Origin of the sequence: Paenibacillus hubeiensis (assembly GCF_032334105.1) — a bacterium.
Taxonomy (GTDB): Bacteria; Bacillota; Bacilli; order Paenibacillales; family Paenibacillaceae; genus Paenibacillus; species Paenibacillus hubeiensis.
Genome location: NZ_JAVYAE020000005.1, coordinates 85799 through 103111, shown reverse-complemented (window position 1 = coordinate 103111; position 17313 = coordinate 85799). Strand labels below are relative to the sequence as shown.

The 17313-nt window shown below is 48.2% G+C and carries 16 protein-coding genes; 12 read left to right on the top strand and 4 right to left on the bottom strand.

Features of this window, described 5'->3' with window-relative positions; genetic code table 11:
* The first annotated feature begins 65 nt into the window (after positions 1 to 65).
* Positions 66 to 434, top strand: a complete 369-nt coding sequence (locus RSX24_RS15750; RefSeq protein ID WP_343261122.1) for a hypothetical protein — start codon at positions 66 to 68, stop codon at positions 432 to 434.
* Between the two features lie 373 nt (positions 435 to 807).
* Here the strand turns inward: RSX24_RS15750 and RSX24_RS15745 are convergent, their stop codons facing one another.
* Entirely contained in the window at positions 808 to 1749 is a 942-nt protein-coding gene (locus RSX24_RS15745; RefSeq protein ID WP_343261121.1) for a zinc-binding dehydrogenase, read from the bottom strand.
* A gap of 125 nt (positions 1750 to 1874) precedes the next feature.
* Here RSX24_RS15745 and RSX24_RS15740 point away from each other — a divergent pair, with 125 nt between their 5' ends.
* From RSX24_RS15740 to RSX24_RS15720, 5 genes are all read left to right on the top strand, one after another.
* Positions 1875 to 2753, top strand: coding sequence for a hypothetical protein (locus RSX24_RS15740; protein ID WP_343261120.1), 879 nt, complete (start codon positions 1875 to 1877; stop codon positions 2751 to 2753).
* A gap of 307 nt (positions 2754 to 3060) precedes the next feature.
* Positions 3061 to 3327 carry a CD3324 family protein gene (locus RSX24_RS15735; protein ID WP_236415708.1) on the top strand — a complete coding sequence of 89 codons (267 nt, stop codon included), beginning with the start codon at positions 3061 to 3063 and terminating at the stop codon, positions 3325 to 3327.
* Positions 3328 to 3483: 156 nt separating this feature from the next.
* Positions 3484 to 4566, top strand: coding sequence for a nucleotidyltransferase domain-containing protein (locus RSX24_RS15730; protein WP_343261119.1), 1083 nt, complete (start codon positions 3484 to 3486; stop codon positions 4564 to 4566).
* Positions 4567 to 4902: 336 nt separating this feature from the next.
* On the top strand, positions 4903 to 5193 hold the full coding sequence (locus RSX24_RS15725) for a YfzA family protein (RefSeq protein WP_339274011.1): 291 nt from the start codon (positions 4903 to 4905) through the stop codon (positions 5191 to 5193).
* A gap of 317 nt (positions 5194 to 5510) precedes the next feature.
* Entirely contained in the window at positions 5511 to 6023 is a 513-nt protein-coding gene (locus RSX24_RS15720; protein ID WP_339274010.1) for a hypothetical protein, read from the top strand.
* Positions 6024 to 6405: 382 nt separating this feature from the next.
* Here RSX24_RS15720 and RSX24_RS15715 read toward each other — a convergent pair whose 3' ends face one another.
* Positions 6406 to 6774: a VOC family protein gene (locus RSX24_RS15715; protein WP_343261118.1), complete on the bottom strand. Its 369-nt coding sequence runs from the start codon at positions 6772 to 6774 to the stop codon at positions 6406 to 6408.
* 778 nt (positions 6775 to 7552) lie between these two features.
* On the opposite strand from RSX24_RS15715, the gene RSX24_RS15710 reads away from it, so the two are divergent.
* The 3 genes from RSX24_RS15710 (at position 7553) to RSX24_RS15700 (ending at position 10960) form a co-directional block, all read left to right on the top strand.
* The gene (locus RSX24_RS15710) at positions 7553 to 8308 is read left to right on the top strand and encodes an exodeoxyribonuclease III (protein WP_343261117.1); all 756 of its coding nucleotides are present in this window, start codon (positions 7553 to 7555) and stop codon (positions 8306 to 8308) included.
* A gap of 247 nt (positions 8309 to 8555) precedes the next feature.
* Positions 8556 to 9545 carry an alpha/beta fold hydrolase gene (locus tag RSX24_RS15705; RefSeq protein ID WP_343261116.1) on the top strand — a complete coding sequence of 330 codons (990 nt, stop codon included), beginning with the start codon at positions 8556 to 8558 and terminating at the stop codon, positions 9543 to 9545.
* 437 nt (positions 9546 to 9982) lie between these two features.
* Positions 9983 to 10960: a diaminopimelate dehydrogenase gene (locus RSX24_RS15700; RefSeq protein ID WP_343261115.1), complete on the top strand. Its 978-nt coding sequence runs from the start codon at positions 9983 to 9985 to the stop codon at positions 10958 to 10960.
* A gap of 582 nt (positions 10961 to 11542) precedes the next feature.
* Here RSX24_RS15700 and RSX24_RS15695 read toward each other — a convergent pair.
* Together RSX24_RS15695 and RSX24_RS15690 are read right to left on the bottom strand one after the other, a co-directional pair.
* Entirely contained in the window at positions 11543 to 12421 is an 879-nt protein-coding gene (locus RSX24_RS15695; protein WP_343261114.1) for a pentapeptide repeat-containing protein, read from the bottom strand.
* A gap of 47 nt (positions 12422 to 12468) precedes the next feature.
* Complete coding sequence (locus RSX24_RS15690; RefSeq protein WP_236415717.1) at positions 12469 to 13512, bottom strand: LacI family DNA-binding transcriptional regulator; 1044 nt, start codon at positions 13510 to 13512, stop codon at positions 12469 to 12471.
* A 309-nt stretch (positions 13513 to 13821) separates the two neighbouring features.
* On the opposite strand from RSX24_RS15690, the gene RSX24_RS15685 reads away from it, so the two are divergent.
* From RSX24_RS15685 to eutH, 3 genes are all read left to right on the top strand, one after another.
* A complete protein-coding gene (locus RSX24_RS15685; RefSeq protein WP_343261113.1) occupies positions 13822 to 15096 on the top strand; it encodes a glycoside hydrolase family 140 protein in 1275 nt (424 codons plus the stop codon).
* Positions 15097 to 15162: 66 nt separating this feature from the next.
* Positions 15163 to 16206, top strand: coding sequence for a Gfo/Idh/MocA family protein (locus RSX24_RS15680; protein WP_339274005.1), 1044 nt, complete (start codon positions 15163 to 15165; stop codon positions 16204 to 16206).
* 2 nt (positions 16207 to 16208) lie between these two features.
* Entirely contained in the window at positions 16209 to 17306 is a 1098-nt protein-coding gene (gene eutH / locus RSX24_RS15675) for an ethanolamine utilization protein EutH (RefSeq protein WP_236415723.1), read from the top strand.
* The last annotated feature ends 7 nt before the right edge of the window (positions 17307 to 17313 follow it).

The following is a 17313-nucleotide window of genomic DNA, read 5'->3' as shown; positions in this document are numbered from 1 at the left end:
TCTTTGGAACAAGATACGCTGTTTCACAAACTGAAGAGTTATTCGGATCGAAAAGGAGAATGGAGATGACCGCAAAGTTGATCTTGAATTATACGGATGGAGATTTCATAGAAAAGATAGAAATACCGATTTATAAAGAGTATCGCAAGGATACCTCTTTTCAACTGTACCATTTAAATCGCAACCCTGCTCGTATTGTTCACAAAGAATTGTTAGTTATCGATGAATCGGGGATTGCACCAGGGAGTATGTTTCAAAGTGTTACCGAATTTTGTGAAAAAATTATCCCTTATTTATTGAGTAGGAAAAATGAGTCGCTATTTTTATTCGGGGAGTATTACGATGCAGAACAGGATAAGATGGTGGACATCGATGATATTGAGATTCCCTGTTTCGTAGGCGGGGAAGCCACTTTGCAAGAAGAAAAAAAGTAATCTTGGATCTGCAAAGGTTGCAGGTAAACGTTTGCGTATTTAAAACATGAGAGATTCTCTTGCGCAGCCTGAGAGGTACTTCAGAATGCCTTTGGACAATAAAACGAAGGGTGAGCGAACAGACTGTACACGTTATCGACCTCCCTCGCAAGCAGTAAGAATACTATAGACGTAGGGCATGAAATTTTCATGATTCTGTGCCCCGAGAGGGGCATGGTTGGCCAACGGGCAGGATCAGGAGAGAAAATGACATGTATAGCAATGAAATTCAAAAGCAGCGGTACTCTCTGCTCGAAGCGAGCCAGGGAATACTGCTGCTGTTTTTTTTGGATGCATGTTTAGATTTCTGGCATTATCGTTGCAAACGTATTAATCAACCTATATGAAGCACCGCTTTGCCGGAGAAATTCCGTTCCAGCAGATTACGGGCAACGGTATCTATTTCGGTCCAAGGCGCCTCGACTTCGATCCGGGGGACTAACCGCTCGTCTGTGACGAGCCGGGCCAGCAAACTCAGATCGTCCGCGACGGATTGACGAGTGAGTTCCTCACCTAGAAAAAAGCCGTACAAGGTTTTTCCTCCGCTGGTCACCAGATTCATCATGTCGAGCGTTGCGGTATTCGAAGAGGAAAATCCTACCGCAACGCAAACCCCTTGGGGCGCCAGCTGCGGCAGCAATGCCGCCAGTGTATTGCCGCCTACTGAATCGATGATCAGATCGTACGGCCCGAACTTATGGGCTGAAGAAATTGCGGAATATCCAATGATCACTTCATCGGATCCGGCCTCCCGAACAATCTTGGCTTTCTCCTCCGTGCTTGCCGTGCCTACGACAAATGCGCCGGATTGGGCTGCAAGCTGATGGGCGAATAGCCCAACCCCGCCGGTAGAGCCTGTAATGAAAATGCGTTTGCCGAGCAGCATGCCGCCTTTACGGAGCGCATAAAGAGCCGTAAGCCCTGCTACGGGGAGGGTAGCCGCCTCCGTAAAAGTGAGCTTCTCTGGAATTTCGGCCAGCATCGATACGGGGGCAGCCACTTGCTCGCTCCAGGCTCCCATCGGAAGCAAACCGACAACCCTGGCCCCTTTTTGCGGACCTGCGCCGCTCCTGGCCGGCTCGATGACAATTCCGGCGAAATCCCAGCCGGGACGGCTGGATGTTTCCTGATGCTCAGCGTCGCTCACTTCACCGCGATTGAGAGAGAAGGCCTTCACTTGCACAAGTGCTTCCCAAGGCTTGGCCTCCGGGGCGTCAACTTCCTTGAACGCCAAATGTGACGGGGCAAGCGGATCCACTACAATGGTACGAATCATATCCGTTTCTCCTCCATGTATCTTTATGTGTCATTTAATGACTTTCAATTTCAATGAGGAGTATACTTTAAATATATTTTCATCCCAAGTGCAGAACTACACTTCATAAGAGGAGGGAAGAGAGGATGGATATAGATGCGGAGAATTCCAGACATCGAATCGTAATGGGAGAAATTGAAGCGCTGCGGGTCAAACGCCAGCAAAAGCTTGCCGATCGGCCTCATCCGTCCTTGAAACGATTTACTCAACAAGAGTTGAACGACGAGGCTTTTCCTTCGTATAAAAATTTGCTGATTGGACGTACCCGGCGCATACCGGCTCGTCAGACGATTATCAATATTGCAGAATATCTTGAATGTACATCCGATGAGCGGAACGATTTGCTATTGGCGGCCGGTTATCTTCCGATCCGGACCGAATTGGAGGGGAGGTCGTTGGAGCGTGCATTGGAGTGGGCTCAGCAAACGATGAGGAGCATTCCTTTTCCCGCCATGATCGTAGCTCATACACAGGACATCCAGGGGTTAAATGAGCCGTTTCGTCATTTGTTCGATATTCCTCTTGACCGTTCATATGACGGTTTATTGAATAGGATCGATTTTCATTTTAATTCCGGTTTACCGATCCGGCCCCGCTCCACTTTTGACAAAGCGTCGACTGAGCAGTGGGAGGAGCATGCCATAAACGGGATCCACGCCTTTAAGAGGGAGCACATGCTTTCGCGTTATGATGCGTGGTATCAAAAATTGTTGGATAAAGTCCAGAAATATAACGTGGACGAAGTTCTGAATGGGGCGGATGCAGAGCCAAAGATGGATCATACACAAACCATACTGGCCAGGATGGAAAGCTCCGGAGAGCTTGTTCCCATACGTTACAGACAGGTTTCGATTTCCGCTGGCAGCCGATTATATCCGCAAATTGTAGTTTTCCTCCCGGTAGATGCTGCTGCACGTACCGTTTTCGAGAACCTGGGATGTCCGGCTGATTGTAGTTTTGTCTAACCCAACACGACCAAGAGGATGAAACCAAAGAGTTATAGCGACAATCGTGTCAGCCTCAAAAACACATCTTGAACAACAAGCTCTGATATAATAAGCATATAGCAGCTATCTATTTTCTATGGAGGTGAAGCTATATTGAAAACCATCGGGGTAGGATTCTTACATGCATCGCTCTATGCAAAGCCAGTGAAGGATATGGCAATGCTTTGCATAGAGCTTAGAAACAATCACATTGCCAACGACGAATCGTAATATTCTACGAACTGGCTTTGCACCTTATTGATTGATTAAATAAGGAGTGAGGCCCATGAAATATTCAAAAGCCGAGTCTGTTTTTCCGGAAGAATTGCTACGTACCATTCAAGAATACGTTCAAGGCGAATTGGTTTATATCCCAAAACCCAAAGAGGCACACCTAAAATGGGGCGAGAAAACTCACAGCAAAAATAGGGTATCTGCTCGAAACGCCGAGATTAAATCCTTATTCCGCAATGGAGTTAGGATAGAGGAGTTGGCGGGCCGGTATTTCTTGTCCTGCGAAAGCATAAAGAAAATTGTCTATAAAAAGAACTGATGAAATCCGCTAAATCGTCGTATCGACGGTTTAGCGGATTTTGTGCAAAGATGAATTAAATCAACTTATACATAGTAACCGCACCTCTAAATCAATAGACTCAAGTTAAGGTTGTTGTGATGAAGGACGGCCGGATTATACGAAGGGGTGTACCGAATGAACGAAATCATAAAGAAGAAGCTGCTGGCCAAAAATGAACTGCTCATTAACATGGTGATCGAACGCGCAAAAAGAGATTTTCTAGACGATATCGCAATTATTGGGCTTACGGGTTCATTTAGCACCGGGGACTTTCATGAGAAGAGCGATCTTGATTTGATTATCATTAATAATACAGAAAGGGGATGGGAAATATCCGATTGCTTCATCTTGGATGACGTCGGATATGACATCTATTGCACGCCATGGGATTCAAGAATACAACAGCAATCCACCTTGGAGCGTCCCGACGTATCGAGCCTAACCGAGCTCCAAATACTCTACTATGCAAAGCCTGAGGATCTGGAAAAATTGAACGACTTCAGGCAAAAAGCGCTAGATGCACTTTCGAACCCGATCGGAGAAGCGTGTCTTCATCGAGCAAATAAATGGATCGACCTGGCTAAGCAAGCATACAGCGATACGATGCTCGGTGAAGATATCGGTTCAGTGCGACAGGCATCTGCGGGCGTTCTGTACAATCTGGTCAATGCCTTGGTCAGTATGAATAACACATGCATCAAAAGAGGAATCAAGCGATATTTGGAAGAGATCCGCTCGTTGCGCTATGTTCCGGATGATCTCGAATCCTTATACATGTCAATCATCGAAGCTCATACCATTGAAGATATCCGTATAGCGTCTTTTAACATGTTGAAAAGCGTTACGAAGTTACATCGCACGATGAGTGATAACTTCATTGTTAAACCTGTTCCGACCTTTGATAATCTGAGGGGAACATACGAAGAATTATGGTGCAACTACCGCAATAAAATGTTGAACAGCGTTATAACGAACGATGCTTCCTATGTCTTTCTTTCGGCCTTTGGAGCCCAAGGGTATCTTGATGAAATGGCTGTGGAGAAAGGAACCAAGAAATTTGATCTTATGCAGTACTTTGATGCAAGTGATTTACCAGTTATGAAAGAGAAGTTCCTTGAAGTGATGGATGAATATCTAGTCGAGTATGATAAGGTCGGCAGAGAAGTCGAACGTTTTACAACCTTCGAGCAACTATATGCCCATTATATGAATCATTGACCTTACACCCCAGTTGGTAAGAAGTCCGCGGAAACGGGATTGTAGACACTCTATCTGATAAAATAGGACTACGGGTTAGAGTATGAACAAGCAAAAAGGCGGAAGTATTAAGCTAACGGGAAACGTTTGAGTAAAACAACAAAGCAGCGGATCAAAGTGATCGGCTGCTTTTATTCACTAACGGACAGGTTAGAAGGAATAGAAGGATCTGTTGAATTAAAATTAAAACATAATTTTTCAACAATTTAATACATCAATTTTGGAACTTAATCCCTGAATATCCGTATTAAACTTTATAATGTGAAGAAAATAGTACTAAATAAGGATGGGGTTACTTTGGCTAGGAAACAAAATGCTGTACCATTTCTGAAACGATATTGGGTATCTTCTATTGGTGTGTTTTTGTTGTCACAAATATTCTTTCTCACATCTGAAGCAACAGGTTGGAAACTTAACTACAGAGATACGAATGGAACGATATTTGGAAGGATTCTTGACACTCCTATTTTCACTGAATGGTTTAATTTCTACGAAACGCCCCAATATAATTTACTCACTGTCTTTTTTGGCATCTTTTTTCTTGTTCCTGGATTAGTGAGTGTGATAAAAAAGGTTTTTTCTCGCTAAGTGAACCTTACATACACTTTAGGAAAGCGAATACCATTTGCTGAGTTCGAATTGTGATGTGCCCAATGGTTTAACAGCATGATGCAAAGCACTTTGATGAATGTACATCATTAAAATACGGGGAAACTGGAGCTTAATAAAGCCAAGAAAGCAGCCGATCAAAGTGATCGGCTGCTCTTGTTCAACAAGCGGGCAAGTTATTTCAGTCCCATTTATAAATTTAAGATGTAACTTTCGTTGACGGATAGCGTTATTAATAACGAGAAACGTCTTAAAGGTTTTACAATAATTACTAAAAGAGAATATGAGGGATCAAGGTGAATAAAAAGGGACTTTTCTTTGCCATTTTATTTTTATCTATAATAACGTCGACCGTAACTGCCTGTGATTCAACAAACCCAAGTGAAGAGAATACGTCTAATCCAAAGTCTGGTTTATTATCAAGCAAGTCCGCTATTACAACCCTTACTAATTCTTTAAGTGAAGAAGAGAATAAACCCTCACACTATATTGCTTCTCGGGGCGCAGTTGTACAGCAACCTTTTTCAGTAAAGCCGGGAGTTGGACATATAAAACTTCTACTGAAGAACAATAGCAGCCATGAAGTCAATGTTAGTTTAACGCACGTAGATACGAATAAACTGTATTTCGTTAAAACGATGGCTCCCGAGGAATCTTTGGATTGGATAAATCTTTTTGAAGGTTTCGAACAAGGAATGCGTACCGGAGACTACTTACTTCAATGGAGTGGCGGTGGTTATCGTGTTGATGGGGAAGTATGGGGATCAGCTGGTTCAGACCCGGACGATATTGTTCATCTATCTTATTAAACTACCCTGAAAATTAACTCATGGCGTAACTCTAAAAAAGACAAAACGAAGCTAGGCGCAGCTTACAGATTTTTAAAAAAAGCTGCGCCTCTTGGTTTTTGAGAAGGTTAAAGCGGCACGCTGCCTTCCTTTGTGAGCTGCATTCGCCTGTACTGGGCACCGAGATCATGATCAGATCCTCGTATGGAGTGAGAAGCTTCGATGAGTGCGGATCGAAGATATTTGTTGCCTTTACGTGTTTGGAGGACTTGCATTTGCCCGCGATTCCCGGAATACGAACCAGTCGGTCAAGGTTTTTTGGATGAAAAAACTCCCCTCACAGTAACAGGGTTTATTATTTCACCTGTCTACCGTATGGGGAGCATATCAATAGATTTGCGTATCAGGCTTTACTGTGAAGAGTAACTAGATAACCGTCTGGGTCGGCAAATGTAAAGGTTCGCCCGAATGGTCCATCTATTGGTGCAGATGTAATCTTTACACCTGCTGCAACAAGTTTATCGTGGATTTCTTGCGTATCAGGGGCATGAAGCCAAAGAGCGACACCAAGTCTTGGCTGAGTACCTGAGCCGAGTTCAATTCCTGGTATTAGATCACGAAGAGCAAATGCAATAGGCTTTGTTTCAAAGACCACAGCATGAGATGGTCCCGCCTGTGAGCGGACCAGTCCGAGATAGTTTTGATAGAATTCCGCAGAGCCTTCAAGATTACTCACTTGAAGTGAAATGAAGTCGGGTCCAATTGCTGACATAATGTAATGTCCTCCTTTGTATATGTGCTTGTTTATGTTATTCGTATAACTCGTAATGCTGACAAACATCGTAGATGATAACTGCTTTTTCGTCATTGCCGAAAGCATCAACTAACGTGAGTTTGTTAAGCATTTGTGCAAATCTCTCATGGAATTCATGAAAAGATGCGGTACCCTTTAGCTCATCAGCAGGGGAAGTACAATTGACCTCATTAGCTGAGAGAAAAATAACCATTTAAACATCTCGATGCGCCATCGCCTCAAAATAAGCATTTCCAATCTTCAAAGTCATGTAAATAACCTCGCTTTCATTTTGTATATCTTGATTATACAAGCCTCCTATTGCCAACAGTATGTCAGTAGCGTACTTTCATTTTCTCGATTTGTTCTCTTACTCGTTTTTTGAATGATTCAGGTTCAGTGGCTACCACATATGCCCCCACCCAAGAATCCAACTCAGCCATTCTTCCGGTTGACGGACACGAAAAGTGACATGGTAACCGTCCTCTTTAGATTCAGTAGTTTCTATATAATGGGTCCTTTGCTTCTTCAACTCCTCGAAAAGGGGAATTACCAAAAAAGTAGCGCTATATCCTCAAAATGAAGGAGAGTCTAATGTGGCGGAAGAAGGAAGTGTTATATATTCATTAAAAGGAGATTTGAAGCACGAAAAGCTTATCATCCATTGGAATAACGAGTCCGGAATCATCGTCATGTTCGGCCTTGTCCTTACGAATCTCCCATGCTATATTGGGGGACGTGAGGAGTGGAAAAAACGATGAAATTGGTATCATGGAACGTCAATGGCCTGCGGGCTTGCGTCAATAAAGGATTCGTGGATTATTACAACGAGGTTCAAGCAGACATTTTTTGCGTCCAGGAGACGAAGCTGCAAGAAGGTCAGATCGAGCTGGACCTGGGTGAGGGTGTCCATCAATATTGGAACTATGCCATTAAAAAAGGATATTCCGGCACGGCCGTGTTCACCCGGATTAAACCGCTCTCTGTCCGTTACGGCATGGAAGAAGACAGCGAGCCGGAAGGACGGATGCTTACGCTGGAATTCGAGGCATTTTACCTGATCAACGTGTATACGCCCAATGCCAAGCGCGATCTGAGCCGCCTGCCTTATCGATTGGAGTGGGAGGATCGTTTTCGGGCGTACATTCTGGAATTGGAACAGCGCAAACCTGTCGTCGTGTGCGGCGATTTGAACGTGGCCCATCAGGAGATCGATCTGAAAAATCCGAAGTCTAACCAGGGCAACTCCGGTTTTACGCTGGAGGAGCGCGGCAAGATGACCGATTTGCTGGCAGCGGGATACGTGGACAGTTTCCGCCATTTATATCCGGATCGTACGGATGTGTACAGCTGGTGGTCGTACATGCCGAAGGTGCGAGAGCGCAACGTGGGATGGCGCATCGATTATTTCCTGGTGTCGGGCAAACTGCTGCCATTGGTTGAAGATGCCCGGATCGACTGCCACGTTATGGGCAGCGATCATTGCCCGGTTGGTTTGAATCTTCGACTATAATTGTCATCATAACTGCATTTCATGCGTTTAACCCGCAGATTTCCGTTCGCCGGAGATTTGCGGTTTTTTGTTTTGACTTGGAACGATGTGACTTGTTGAGCCCTTATGTTGGGTGAAGGTATGAGATCGAAACTGGACTTTGGTTGGGGAACGAACTGGACCCTGGAATGTTTCGGAAGCGGACCTGTTTTAGGTAAGATGAGACAACAGAGAAACCATCGAATATGGGGTAAAGGGAAGGGAAAGCATGGGCAAATGGCTGGGAAGGGGTTTGCAGTTATTTGGCGGATTCATTTTGACCATGGGCGTTCTGCTCGTGATCGGCATGATCTATGAAGTTCATCAGTCGAGACAGGATCTGAGGGATTACATTCCGCCGGGAAAGTTGTACGAAGTCGACGGACGCAATATGCATTTGTACACGACAGGAACGGGTAAAACAACGGTTGTTTTTGCTTCGGGCTGGGGAACGCCGAATCCTTATGCTGACTTCAGTCCGCTATACGAAGGGTTAAGACCGTATGCAAAGCTTGCGGTATATGACCGGTTCGGGTATGGCTACAGCGATTATACGGATGCGCCGCGCGACATCGATACGATGACCCGGGAGATTCACCAATTGCTGAAGTCGGCAGGACATCGTCCGCCTTTTATCATGGTGGGGCACTCCCTAGGGTCGCTGGAGGTGATTCGGTATGCGGAGATGTATCCGGATGAAGTCGCCGGCATCGTCATGATCGACGGGGGCAGTCCGAATTATTACTGCTCCGAGGAGATGGAGATGCCCGAGTGGTATTTCGATTCGGCCCGCGCGTTGATCAAAACGGGCGTGGTCCGTGCATTGCTTCATTCCGACAAAATGATGAGCCAGTGGGTCATCGATCCCGGTTCGGTAACGGAGCCGATGCGAAAGGCGGCGACCATCTCCACCTTGAAGCTTGCTTATAACGAAAACATGATGGAAGAAATGTGGAATGCCCAGAACAATGCAAGGCGCGTGCTGGCCGAGCGAACGGAGTTTTCGTTTCCGCTGACGATTCTGACGGCAGATCCCGAGAATGCGGACGATCAGAGCGTAGCGTGGAGAAAGGATCAAGCCGATTTTGCCGGTTGGTCCGGAAAGGGCAAGCAAGTTTTTATCCCGAATGCAGATCATGGCTTGCACAACAGCCATCCGGATGTGGTTGTAAACGAAATTTTGCGAATGCTGAATATACGAGGCGACAGCGGCATTTAAAGGGAAGCTGGAGCTGCGCGCAAGCTGCCGTGATGAATCGAGCAAGGAGTGTATCTCATTAATGACCAGCAAGAACAAGCGGTGAACAAGATTGAGGTTGAAACATGTCCTGCGTCCATGGCAGCATCGAGGCTGTTTTGGGTTTCAGGGCTTTTTCATTGATAACGAATGAGGGTCCTTTATTTGCCAGATCGACCTTGGGCCAACAAACTCACCTGTCAGCGAAAAAGAATGCTCGATGCCGCCTTAACCCTTTCCTCCGGTAACGCGGAAAATTTTTTTTCTGCAAAATGGCGATTTAAACTGGAAACCTGACAAGTCACATGGTATGTTATATATTTATAGTATGTAAATCGAACCTTGGACTGAACGGTAATCGGACTTGTTCCATTTACATAGCAAAGCAACTATAGATGAAGACAGGGAGAGGATCGCAAATGGTAAGAGTAGGGATTGTAGGTTATGGGAACCTGGGTAAAGGCGTCGAGAAAGCCATCGCGCAAAACCCGGACATGGAGCTTATCGCAGTATTTACACGCCGTAACCCGGAACAAATGGTTGCCGAGGGTCCGGCTGTTCACTTCGAACATATCTCCGCAGCCGAGCAATACATCGGAAAAATCGATGTCATGATTCTGTGCGGCGGTTCCGCTACCGATCTTCCGGAGCAAACACCTGTCATTGCGCGTCTGTTCAATACGGTGGACAGCTTTGATACGCATGCCAAAATCCCTGAGTTCTATGACGCTGTAAACGCGGCAGCAGAGCAAGGCGGACATGTCAGCGTGATTTCTACGGGTTGGGACCCGGGCTTGTTCTCCATGAACCGCCTGTTGGCACAATCCATTTTGCCTGAAGGCAAAGAGTATACGTTCTGGGGCAAAGGCGTAAGCCAAGGACACTCCGATGCGATCCGACGCGTACCTGGCGTCAAAGCCGGCGTGCAATACACCGTTCCGGTAGAAGAAGTCATCGACCGCATTCGGGCAGGCGAAACGCCTGAGCTTGCTACGCGCGAGAAACATTTGAGACAATGTTTCGTCGTAGCCGAAGAAGGCGCGAACCAAGACGAGATTCGTGAAACGATCGTTTCGATGCCGAACTATTTTGCCGATTACGATACAACGGTAACGTTCATTTCCGAAGAAGAATTGAAATCCGAGCATGCAGGCATGCCGCACGGCGGTTTCGTTATTCGCAGCGGAGTTACAGGCGCAGGCTCGAAGCAAATCATCGAGTTTGGCCTGAAGCTGGACAGCAATCCCGAATTCACGGCCAGCGTTCTGGTTGCATATGCGAGAGCGGCACATCGTTTGAGCGGCGAAGGACACAAGGGAGCCAAAACGGTATTTGACATTCCGCTGGGCCACCTGTCCCCGAAATCTGCGGACGAGCTTCGTCGCGACTTGCTGTAATCGTCGATATTCATACAAGTATAGGGATGAGTTGCTAAAAGCACTTCTCTCTATCAAAAAGGAGCGAACCTTGCCGGACAAGCATATCCGGGTGAGGTTTGCTCCTTTTGTGTTATAGGGATTTAGCGTAGTCGCTCAATTTCCTCGGATCGAGCTCAAAGGTACCTCGGCGCACTCGAATATAACTCGCACGCGTGGTACGTTCCCGCTCTGACGAACTTCACGCACCTTATCAGGTTGTATGGGCGATGGTCGATCGTCTTACGAACCTGAGACATCTTAATTAGGATGTTTGGGTTATTATGGGCAAGATATCGGCGAATTAGCGTGTCTAGGGTTCGTTAGATTTTTTTGAGGTCGAAAAATTTCCATGACGTGAACATGACCCGTACGGGTGGCAGCATCCACGGAGATGTTGCCACTTGCGAGTGTCTCTCGTATGTTGTGCAACGTCAGTACGCGTCCTCCGGACTCGTGTGAGGCACATCTGACGAGCCGTACCAAGCGAGGCTATCTCCGTGGTCCGATGTCCCATCTTTTCGCCAGCGGCAAGATACATCAGGATCGGCCTACAGCCGACTCCTAGCTGCTCTTCAGCCAGTATTCAGGGTGTTTCAGATGTGTCGGCAGCTTGGTTTCCCGGCTGCCTTTGGCCGAATTGATCTGGGATTGGGTAAGGAAAATGCTCTCCCGCAAATCGGCATGACTCAGGTCGGCATCGCGCAAATCCGCGCCGATCAGGTCCGTTCTTCGCATGTCGGCATTTCGCAGATCCGCCGCGATCATAATTGCACCGCGGAAGCTGGTCCCGCGAAGGTCGGCGCCCTTCAGCTTGGCACCGAGGAAATCCCAACCGGAGAGCTTTTTGCGTTTGGTTTTCCCGGAGCCCGAGCGATGACCACCTGCGCCTGCATCGGAATAGGCTTTGGCACGGACCATTTCGCTGGCTTGCAGCAGCAGGTCGTTCACGACAGAGCGATGGGCAGGCAGGTCCAGCCGCAGCATTGCGGCAGGCTCCAGGTTGGCCAGCTTCTCTGTTTCTTCATAAGCGTGCTGCAGCTCGGCATGAATAGAACGGGTGTCCTGAAGCTGAAGCATTTCCCGCACGTAACTGAGCATCTCGTGAATCTGTTTCAGGACCGGCAGGCAGTCGAACATCTCCGCAGCCAGTTCCGGATGTTGTCTCCAGTCCTTGCCTGCGTATGTCTCTTGGGATAACTTCTGCCCGGCGCCAAAGCAATCATAGACCGTACATCCTTTGAAGCCTTTCTGCCGAAGCCGGTCATGGATGCCGCAGCGATAATCCTGTCCCAGATTGGTGCAGGGCGTGCCGCCCGGTTTGTCAAAGGCGAAATCGGAGGATTTGCCATAGGGCAGCGCCACGCAGCACAAGCCGAAACATTGCTCGCAATCGGACGCCAAATGTGGATTGCCGCTCGTAGCGGAACGGATATTCAACAATGGGAACACTTCCTTTAGTTCGTATCAATATCAATGGTGTGGCTAAGTTAACGGCTTACTCGGGCACACGAGCGGCGCTCGACCACTTCGGTATTCACGCAAATATGGGCTCTGCTCGCGACATTGGCCGTCTGATTCAGAGGGTCCATCATCAGCCTTACGGCGGTTTGCGCCAAAGCGTCTTTCTTGACATGCACGGTCGTCAGTTCGGGGCTGATCACTTTGGCCTCGAAGATGTTGTCGAAGCCCATGACCGAAATGTCCTCAGGGACGCGAAGCCCCACGTTTTGCAGCGATTTGACGACGCTGATCGCCATGTAGTCGTTTTCGCAGAAAATCGCGCTCGGCAGCTCCTTCAGCTCCCGGATGGACTGCTGGAACCGGTCCTGCGGCATGACCATCATCGGTTCGAATTCGAAAGTCAACGCGTCGTCGACCTTCAATTGCTGCTCGGCAAGCGCGGCCATGAAGCCTTCCTCCCGTTTCGTGAAATTGGAAATGCGAGCTCGGGATTTCACATAACCGATGCGGCGATGGCCCAATCCAATCAGATGTTTGCCCGCCTGGTATCCCCCAAGCGAGTTGTTGATGGAGACAAAGTTGGCATCCAAATGATCGAAACACGTATCCAGAATGACGACATTTCGGTGGATGTCTTGAATCCGTTCAATCATGGGCGGCGTCAAGTTGGTTCCCAGCACCAACAGGCCGGCGGTAGGCTGATCCTTTTCCAGATTAGGCAGCTCCTGTTCCAGGTCGTTTACGTCAATCGAAGAGATGACGAGCGTGCTGCCATGCTGTTTGACCTGATCCGTAATGTGGTGGATCAATTCGTTAAAAAACGGAAGTGTATCGTAATGCTCGGTGACGATATCTGTATTTTTGCAGGCAACGAAACGAATAATAGCATTGGCATGCGATTTATGGGACTCCCTGCCAGTCTTGATCGTTCTTGGTTTGTAGCCATGGGCCTGGGCTATGTCCAGTATATGTTCGCGGGTCTGTTCGCTTACACCCGGTTTATTGTTAAAGGCAAGAGACACAGCTGCTTTGGAAACGCCAGCAAGCCTCGCGATATCATCGATTTTCAACGTACAACCTCCTACCATGAAATGCATATGTTCAGTATACCACGATTTCATCTAAACTTTCAGTCCTTCAACTAAACTAAACTTAACTAAAATACATAAAAACAAAACTGAAAAAAACATTGACTGTTTATGAATTGAGTGCTAATATGCAATTGTAAAACGTATTCATTTTGCATTCAGAACTGAAATTATATTAATTTAAGTTAAATTACAATTATTAGTTTAGTTTGTTAATCTAATGTTTTTTTTGTTTGTTTAGTTCTGATCCATATTCATTTAGCTGATCTTCAATCGAAAGGAGCAGAAGAAATGACGATAACGGTTGCTGCAAACGGAAGAACGCTGGAGAAGCATGGCAAACCGATGTTTTACCTGGCGGATACGGTCTGGAGCGCGTTTACGAACGCTACGCTGGAAGAGTGGGAGGAATACCTGGATTATCGCAAAATGCAGGGATTCAACGTGCTGCAGATGAACGTGCTTCGTCAATGGGACGCCAGCGGATCGGATCTCAATTGGGAACCCTTTCATTTACAAGAAGATGGATCTTACGACTATGCGGCACTGAACGAGGCGTATTTCGACCGTGCCGAACAAATGGTACGCATGGCCGCGGAGAGAGGATTCACGCCTGCGCTTGTCCTGTTGTGGTGCAACTATGTGCCGGATACATGGGCTACGCCGTTGCAGAAAAATGCCAAGATGCCGATCGCAGCGGTTGAACCGTATGTCACCCATGTCGTGCAGCGTTTCTCGAAGTATGACCCGATCTATCTGGTGAGCGGCGACACGGATTTTCCTTCCGATGAGGCGAACGCGTATTATCTGGCCGCATTGGAAATCGTGAAACGCATTAGCCCGGCAAGCGTGACGACGCTCCACATTCAGGGAAGGCTGCGGGAGATTCCCGAAGTGTTCACGGAGCATGAGGGACTTGACTTTTATATGTACCAATCGGGTCATAACTCGGAGTTCCAATACATGGCTCACGAAATTGCGGAGCATTTCTATAATAAAACGCCTGTTCGTCCTGTCATTAACGGCGAGCCGTGCTACGAGCAAATCAGTTACAGCCGCAACGTGTACGGACGTTATTCTGCCGCGGATGCACGCAAAGCTGCATGGCAAAGCTTGCTGGCTGGCGGAGGAGCCGGAGTGACGTACGGAGCGCATGGCATCTGGAGCTGGCACAAAAAAGGAAAATCGTTCGGCATCGTGGAGGGAGAAGGCTTCGACAGCCCTTACGATTGGAGATCGGCTCTGCGTTTTGAGGGAGCATGGGATTATTCCTTCATTAAGTACCTGTTCGAAAACTATGGCCTGGTAGGTTTGCAACCGCTGGACATCGTGCAGAACAAGACGCGCGAAATTCGCGCTGCTGGCAACGAAAATACCGTGGTGCTGTACGTGCCGGTGAACACGAAAGTAAAGCTCGACTTCCTGGTGGAAGAGTACGACTTCACGACAATCGATTTGGTGAACCGTCGTTTCGCCCAAACGGATGCCGTGCGCGAGAACGGATACGGCGTATTGCCGATGCATGCTTTCGAGCATGACGTCGTCATTGTGGGTACACGGAAGTAAGATGAAAGTCCGAATCGAAGGACTTAAGCCCTGACAGGGATTGATTTTGTAAAAGAGGTGGAACGTATGTGGAAAATCGGTATCGTGGGTACGGGATACTGGTCGGAAAAACACATTAAGGCTTGGCAGTTCATTGCCGATGCCGAAATTGCGGGAATTTGCGACAGAAACGAAGCGACCTTGAATGACAAGGCGGATCGTTTCGATCTCTCCGCAAACATCCGTTATACGGATGTGGAAGCGATGCTTGAGCAGGCCGACATCGACGTGCTTGATATTATTACGCCGCCGGAAACACATCTGGAGCTGGTGAAGCTGGCTGCGGCGGCAGGCAAACATATCATGTGCCAGAAGCCGTTTGCCCGTTCGATCGAGGAAGCGCAGGAGATGGTACGCATTGCGGAGGAAGCTGGCGTGCGCCTGATGGTTACCGAGAACTGGCGCTGGCTGCAACCATTCCAGCTGATCAAACAATTGCTGGTGGATGGAGCGGCAGGGCAGTTGAATACGATCCGCTATATTCATACCGATTATTACTCGCCGCGCTTTGCGCCCGAGAACGAACTGCCTCAGCCATTCTTCAGGGATATGCCTCGTCTGCTGTTCTACGAGATGGGCGTTCACTGGTTCGATACTTGGCGGTTCCTGTTCGGCGAGCCGGAGCGCTTGTATGCCGAAACGAGAAAGGTCAGCAGCCACACGGTCGGCGAGGACAGCGGCATGGTGATGCTTGGATATTCCGATTATGTCGGCTTGATGGATATGAGCTGGGCGACGCGCCGCGAACTGAGCGAACCTCTGCCGGATCGGGTCCTGCCGGATCATAAAGAGCAGCTGATCATCGAAGGCGACAAAGCAACGATCAAATTGTACCATACCGGTCGATTGACCTTGATCGACAATGCCGGCGTGGAAACGGTGGTCGCCGAGCATACGGAATTGAACTATGAGGACAGCCATCGCAAACTTCAGTCCCATTTCATTGATTGCCTGAACACGGGCGAGGAATTCCAGACCAGCGGGGTGGATAATCTCCGGACCCTGCAGCTGGTGTTCGATACGTATGACAGTGCAGCCACCCATCAGGTGAAGCTGTATGAAGAGGCTTAAGCATGTCCATCAATGATCTAGTCATGATTGTCATTGCCTTTTTTCTGGTACTGGGAGCTGCGGACAAAGCGTTCGGGAACCGATGGGGACTCGGAAACGCGTTCACGGAAGGCATCATGGCGATGGGCACGTTGGCACTGGTTATGGTAGGGATCGTTTCATTGGCTCCCTTCCTGGCCAGCCTGCTGGTTCCGTTGATTTCTCCTCTGTATGAAGCCATCGGAGCCGATCCTGCCTCCTTTGCCAATACGATTTTGGCCGTCGATATGGGTGGTTATGCGCTGGCAGGACAGATGGCCCAGAGTGAGCAGGCGGCCCTGTTTTCGTGGGTGCTGCTGGGTACGATGTTTGGCCCGACACTGGTATTTACGATTCCGGTTGCGCTGGGCATTGTGGAGAAAAAGGACCATCCGTACTTTGCCAAAGGCATTCTGATCGGCATCAGCACCATTCCCATCGGCTGTTTGGCCGGCGGATTGACGGCCGGCATCGACATCATGATCATTTTGAAAAACCTGATCATTCCGGTGATGTTGTCCATATTCATTATGCTGGGTCTGCGCTTTTTCACCAATCAGACGGTAAGGTTGTTTAAAATATTTGGAAGCGGTATCACCTTGTTGTCCCTGATCGGGCTGGTGGCGATCGCCGTCAAAACGCTGACCGGTTGGGAGCTGGTTCCCGACATGGCGCCTTTTTCCGAAGGCATTATGACCGTAGGCACGATCGCGATCGTGCTCGCAGGCGCATTTCCGATGGTGGAGGTCATCAACCGGACCTGTAAAGCTCCATTGGAGCGGGCAGGCAAATGGTTTAATCTGGATGCTTCAACGACGGCCGGGCTTGTCGCCGCGCTTGCGCATAACATCCCGACGTTCCGCCTGGTCAAGGACATGAACCCGCGCGGCAAAGTCGTCAGCATCGCTTTTGCGGTCAGCGGCTCATTCGTTCTGGGGGGACACCTTGGATTTGTGGCGGGGATGAACAAAGAGATGGTCACCGCCATGATCGTTGGCAAGCTGGCCGGAGGCATCAGCGCCGCGATGGCTGCATCGTTTTCCATGAAAGCGAATCAAAAAATGGGAGTAAAAATCAGATAACAACGTA

Coding starts and splice junctions, on each gene's coding strand:
- RSX24_RS15750 (WP_343261122.1), top strand. CDS start 66: ATGACCGCAAAGTTGATCTTGAATTATACGGATGGAGATTTCATAGAA.
- RSX24_RS15745 (WP_343261121.1), bottom strand. CDS start 1,749: ATGATTCGTACCATTGTAGTGGATCCGCTTGCCCCGTCACATTTGGCG.
- RSX24_RS15740 (WP_343261120.1), top strand. CDS start 1,875: ATGGATATAGATGCGGAGAATTCCAGACATCGAATCGTAATGGGAGAA.
- RSX24_RS15735 (WP_236415708.1), top strand. CDS start 3,061: ATGAAATATTCAAAAGCCGAGTCTGTTTTTCCGGAAGAATTGCTACGT.
- RSX24_RS15730 (WP_343261119.1), top strand. CDS start 3,484: ATGAACGAAATCATAAAGAAGAAGCTGCTGGCCAAAAATGAACTGCTC.
- RSX24_RS15715 (WP_343261118.1), bottom strand. CDS start 6,774: ATGTCAGCAATTGGACCCGACTTCATTTCACTTCAAGTGAGTAATCTT.
- RSX24_RS15710 (WP_343261117.1), top strand. CDS start 7,553: ATGAAATTGGTATCATGGAACGTCAATGGCCTGCGGGCTTGCGTCAAT.
- RSX24_RS15705 (WP_343261116.1), top strand. CDS start 8,556: ATGGGCAAATGGCTGGGAAGGGGTTTGCAGTTATTTGGCGGATTCATT.
- RSX24_RS15700 (WP_343261115.1), top strand. CDS start 9,983: ATGGTAAGAGTAGGGATTGTAGGTTATGGGAACCTGGGTAAAGGCGTC.
- RSX24_RS15685 (WP_343261113.1), top strand. CDS start 13,822: ATGACGATAACGGTTGCTGCAAACGGAAGAACGCTGGAGAAGCATGGC.
- RSX24_RS15680 (WP_339274005.1), top strand. CDS start 15,163: ATGTGGAAAATCGGTATCGTGGGTACGGGATACTGGTCGGAAAAACAC.
- eutH (WP_236415723.1), top strand. CDS start 16,209: ATGTCCATCAATGATCTAGTCATGATTGTCATTGCCTTTTTTCTGGTA.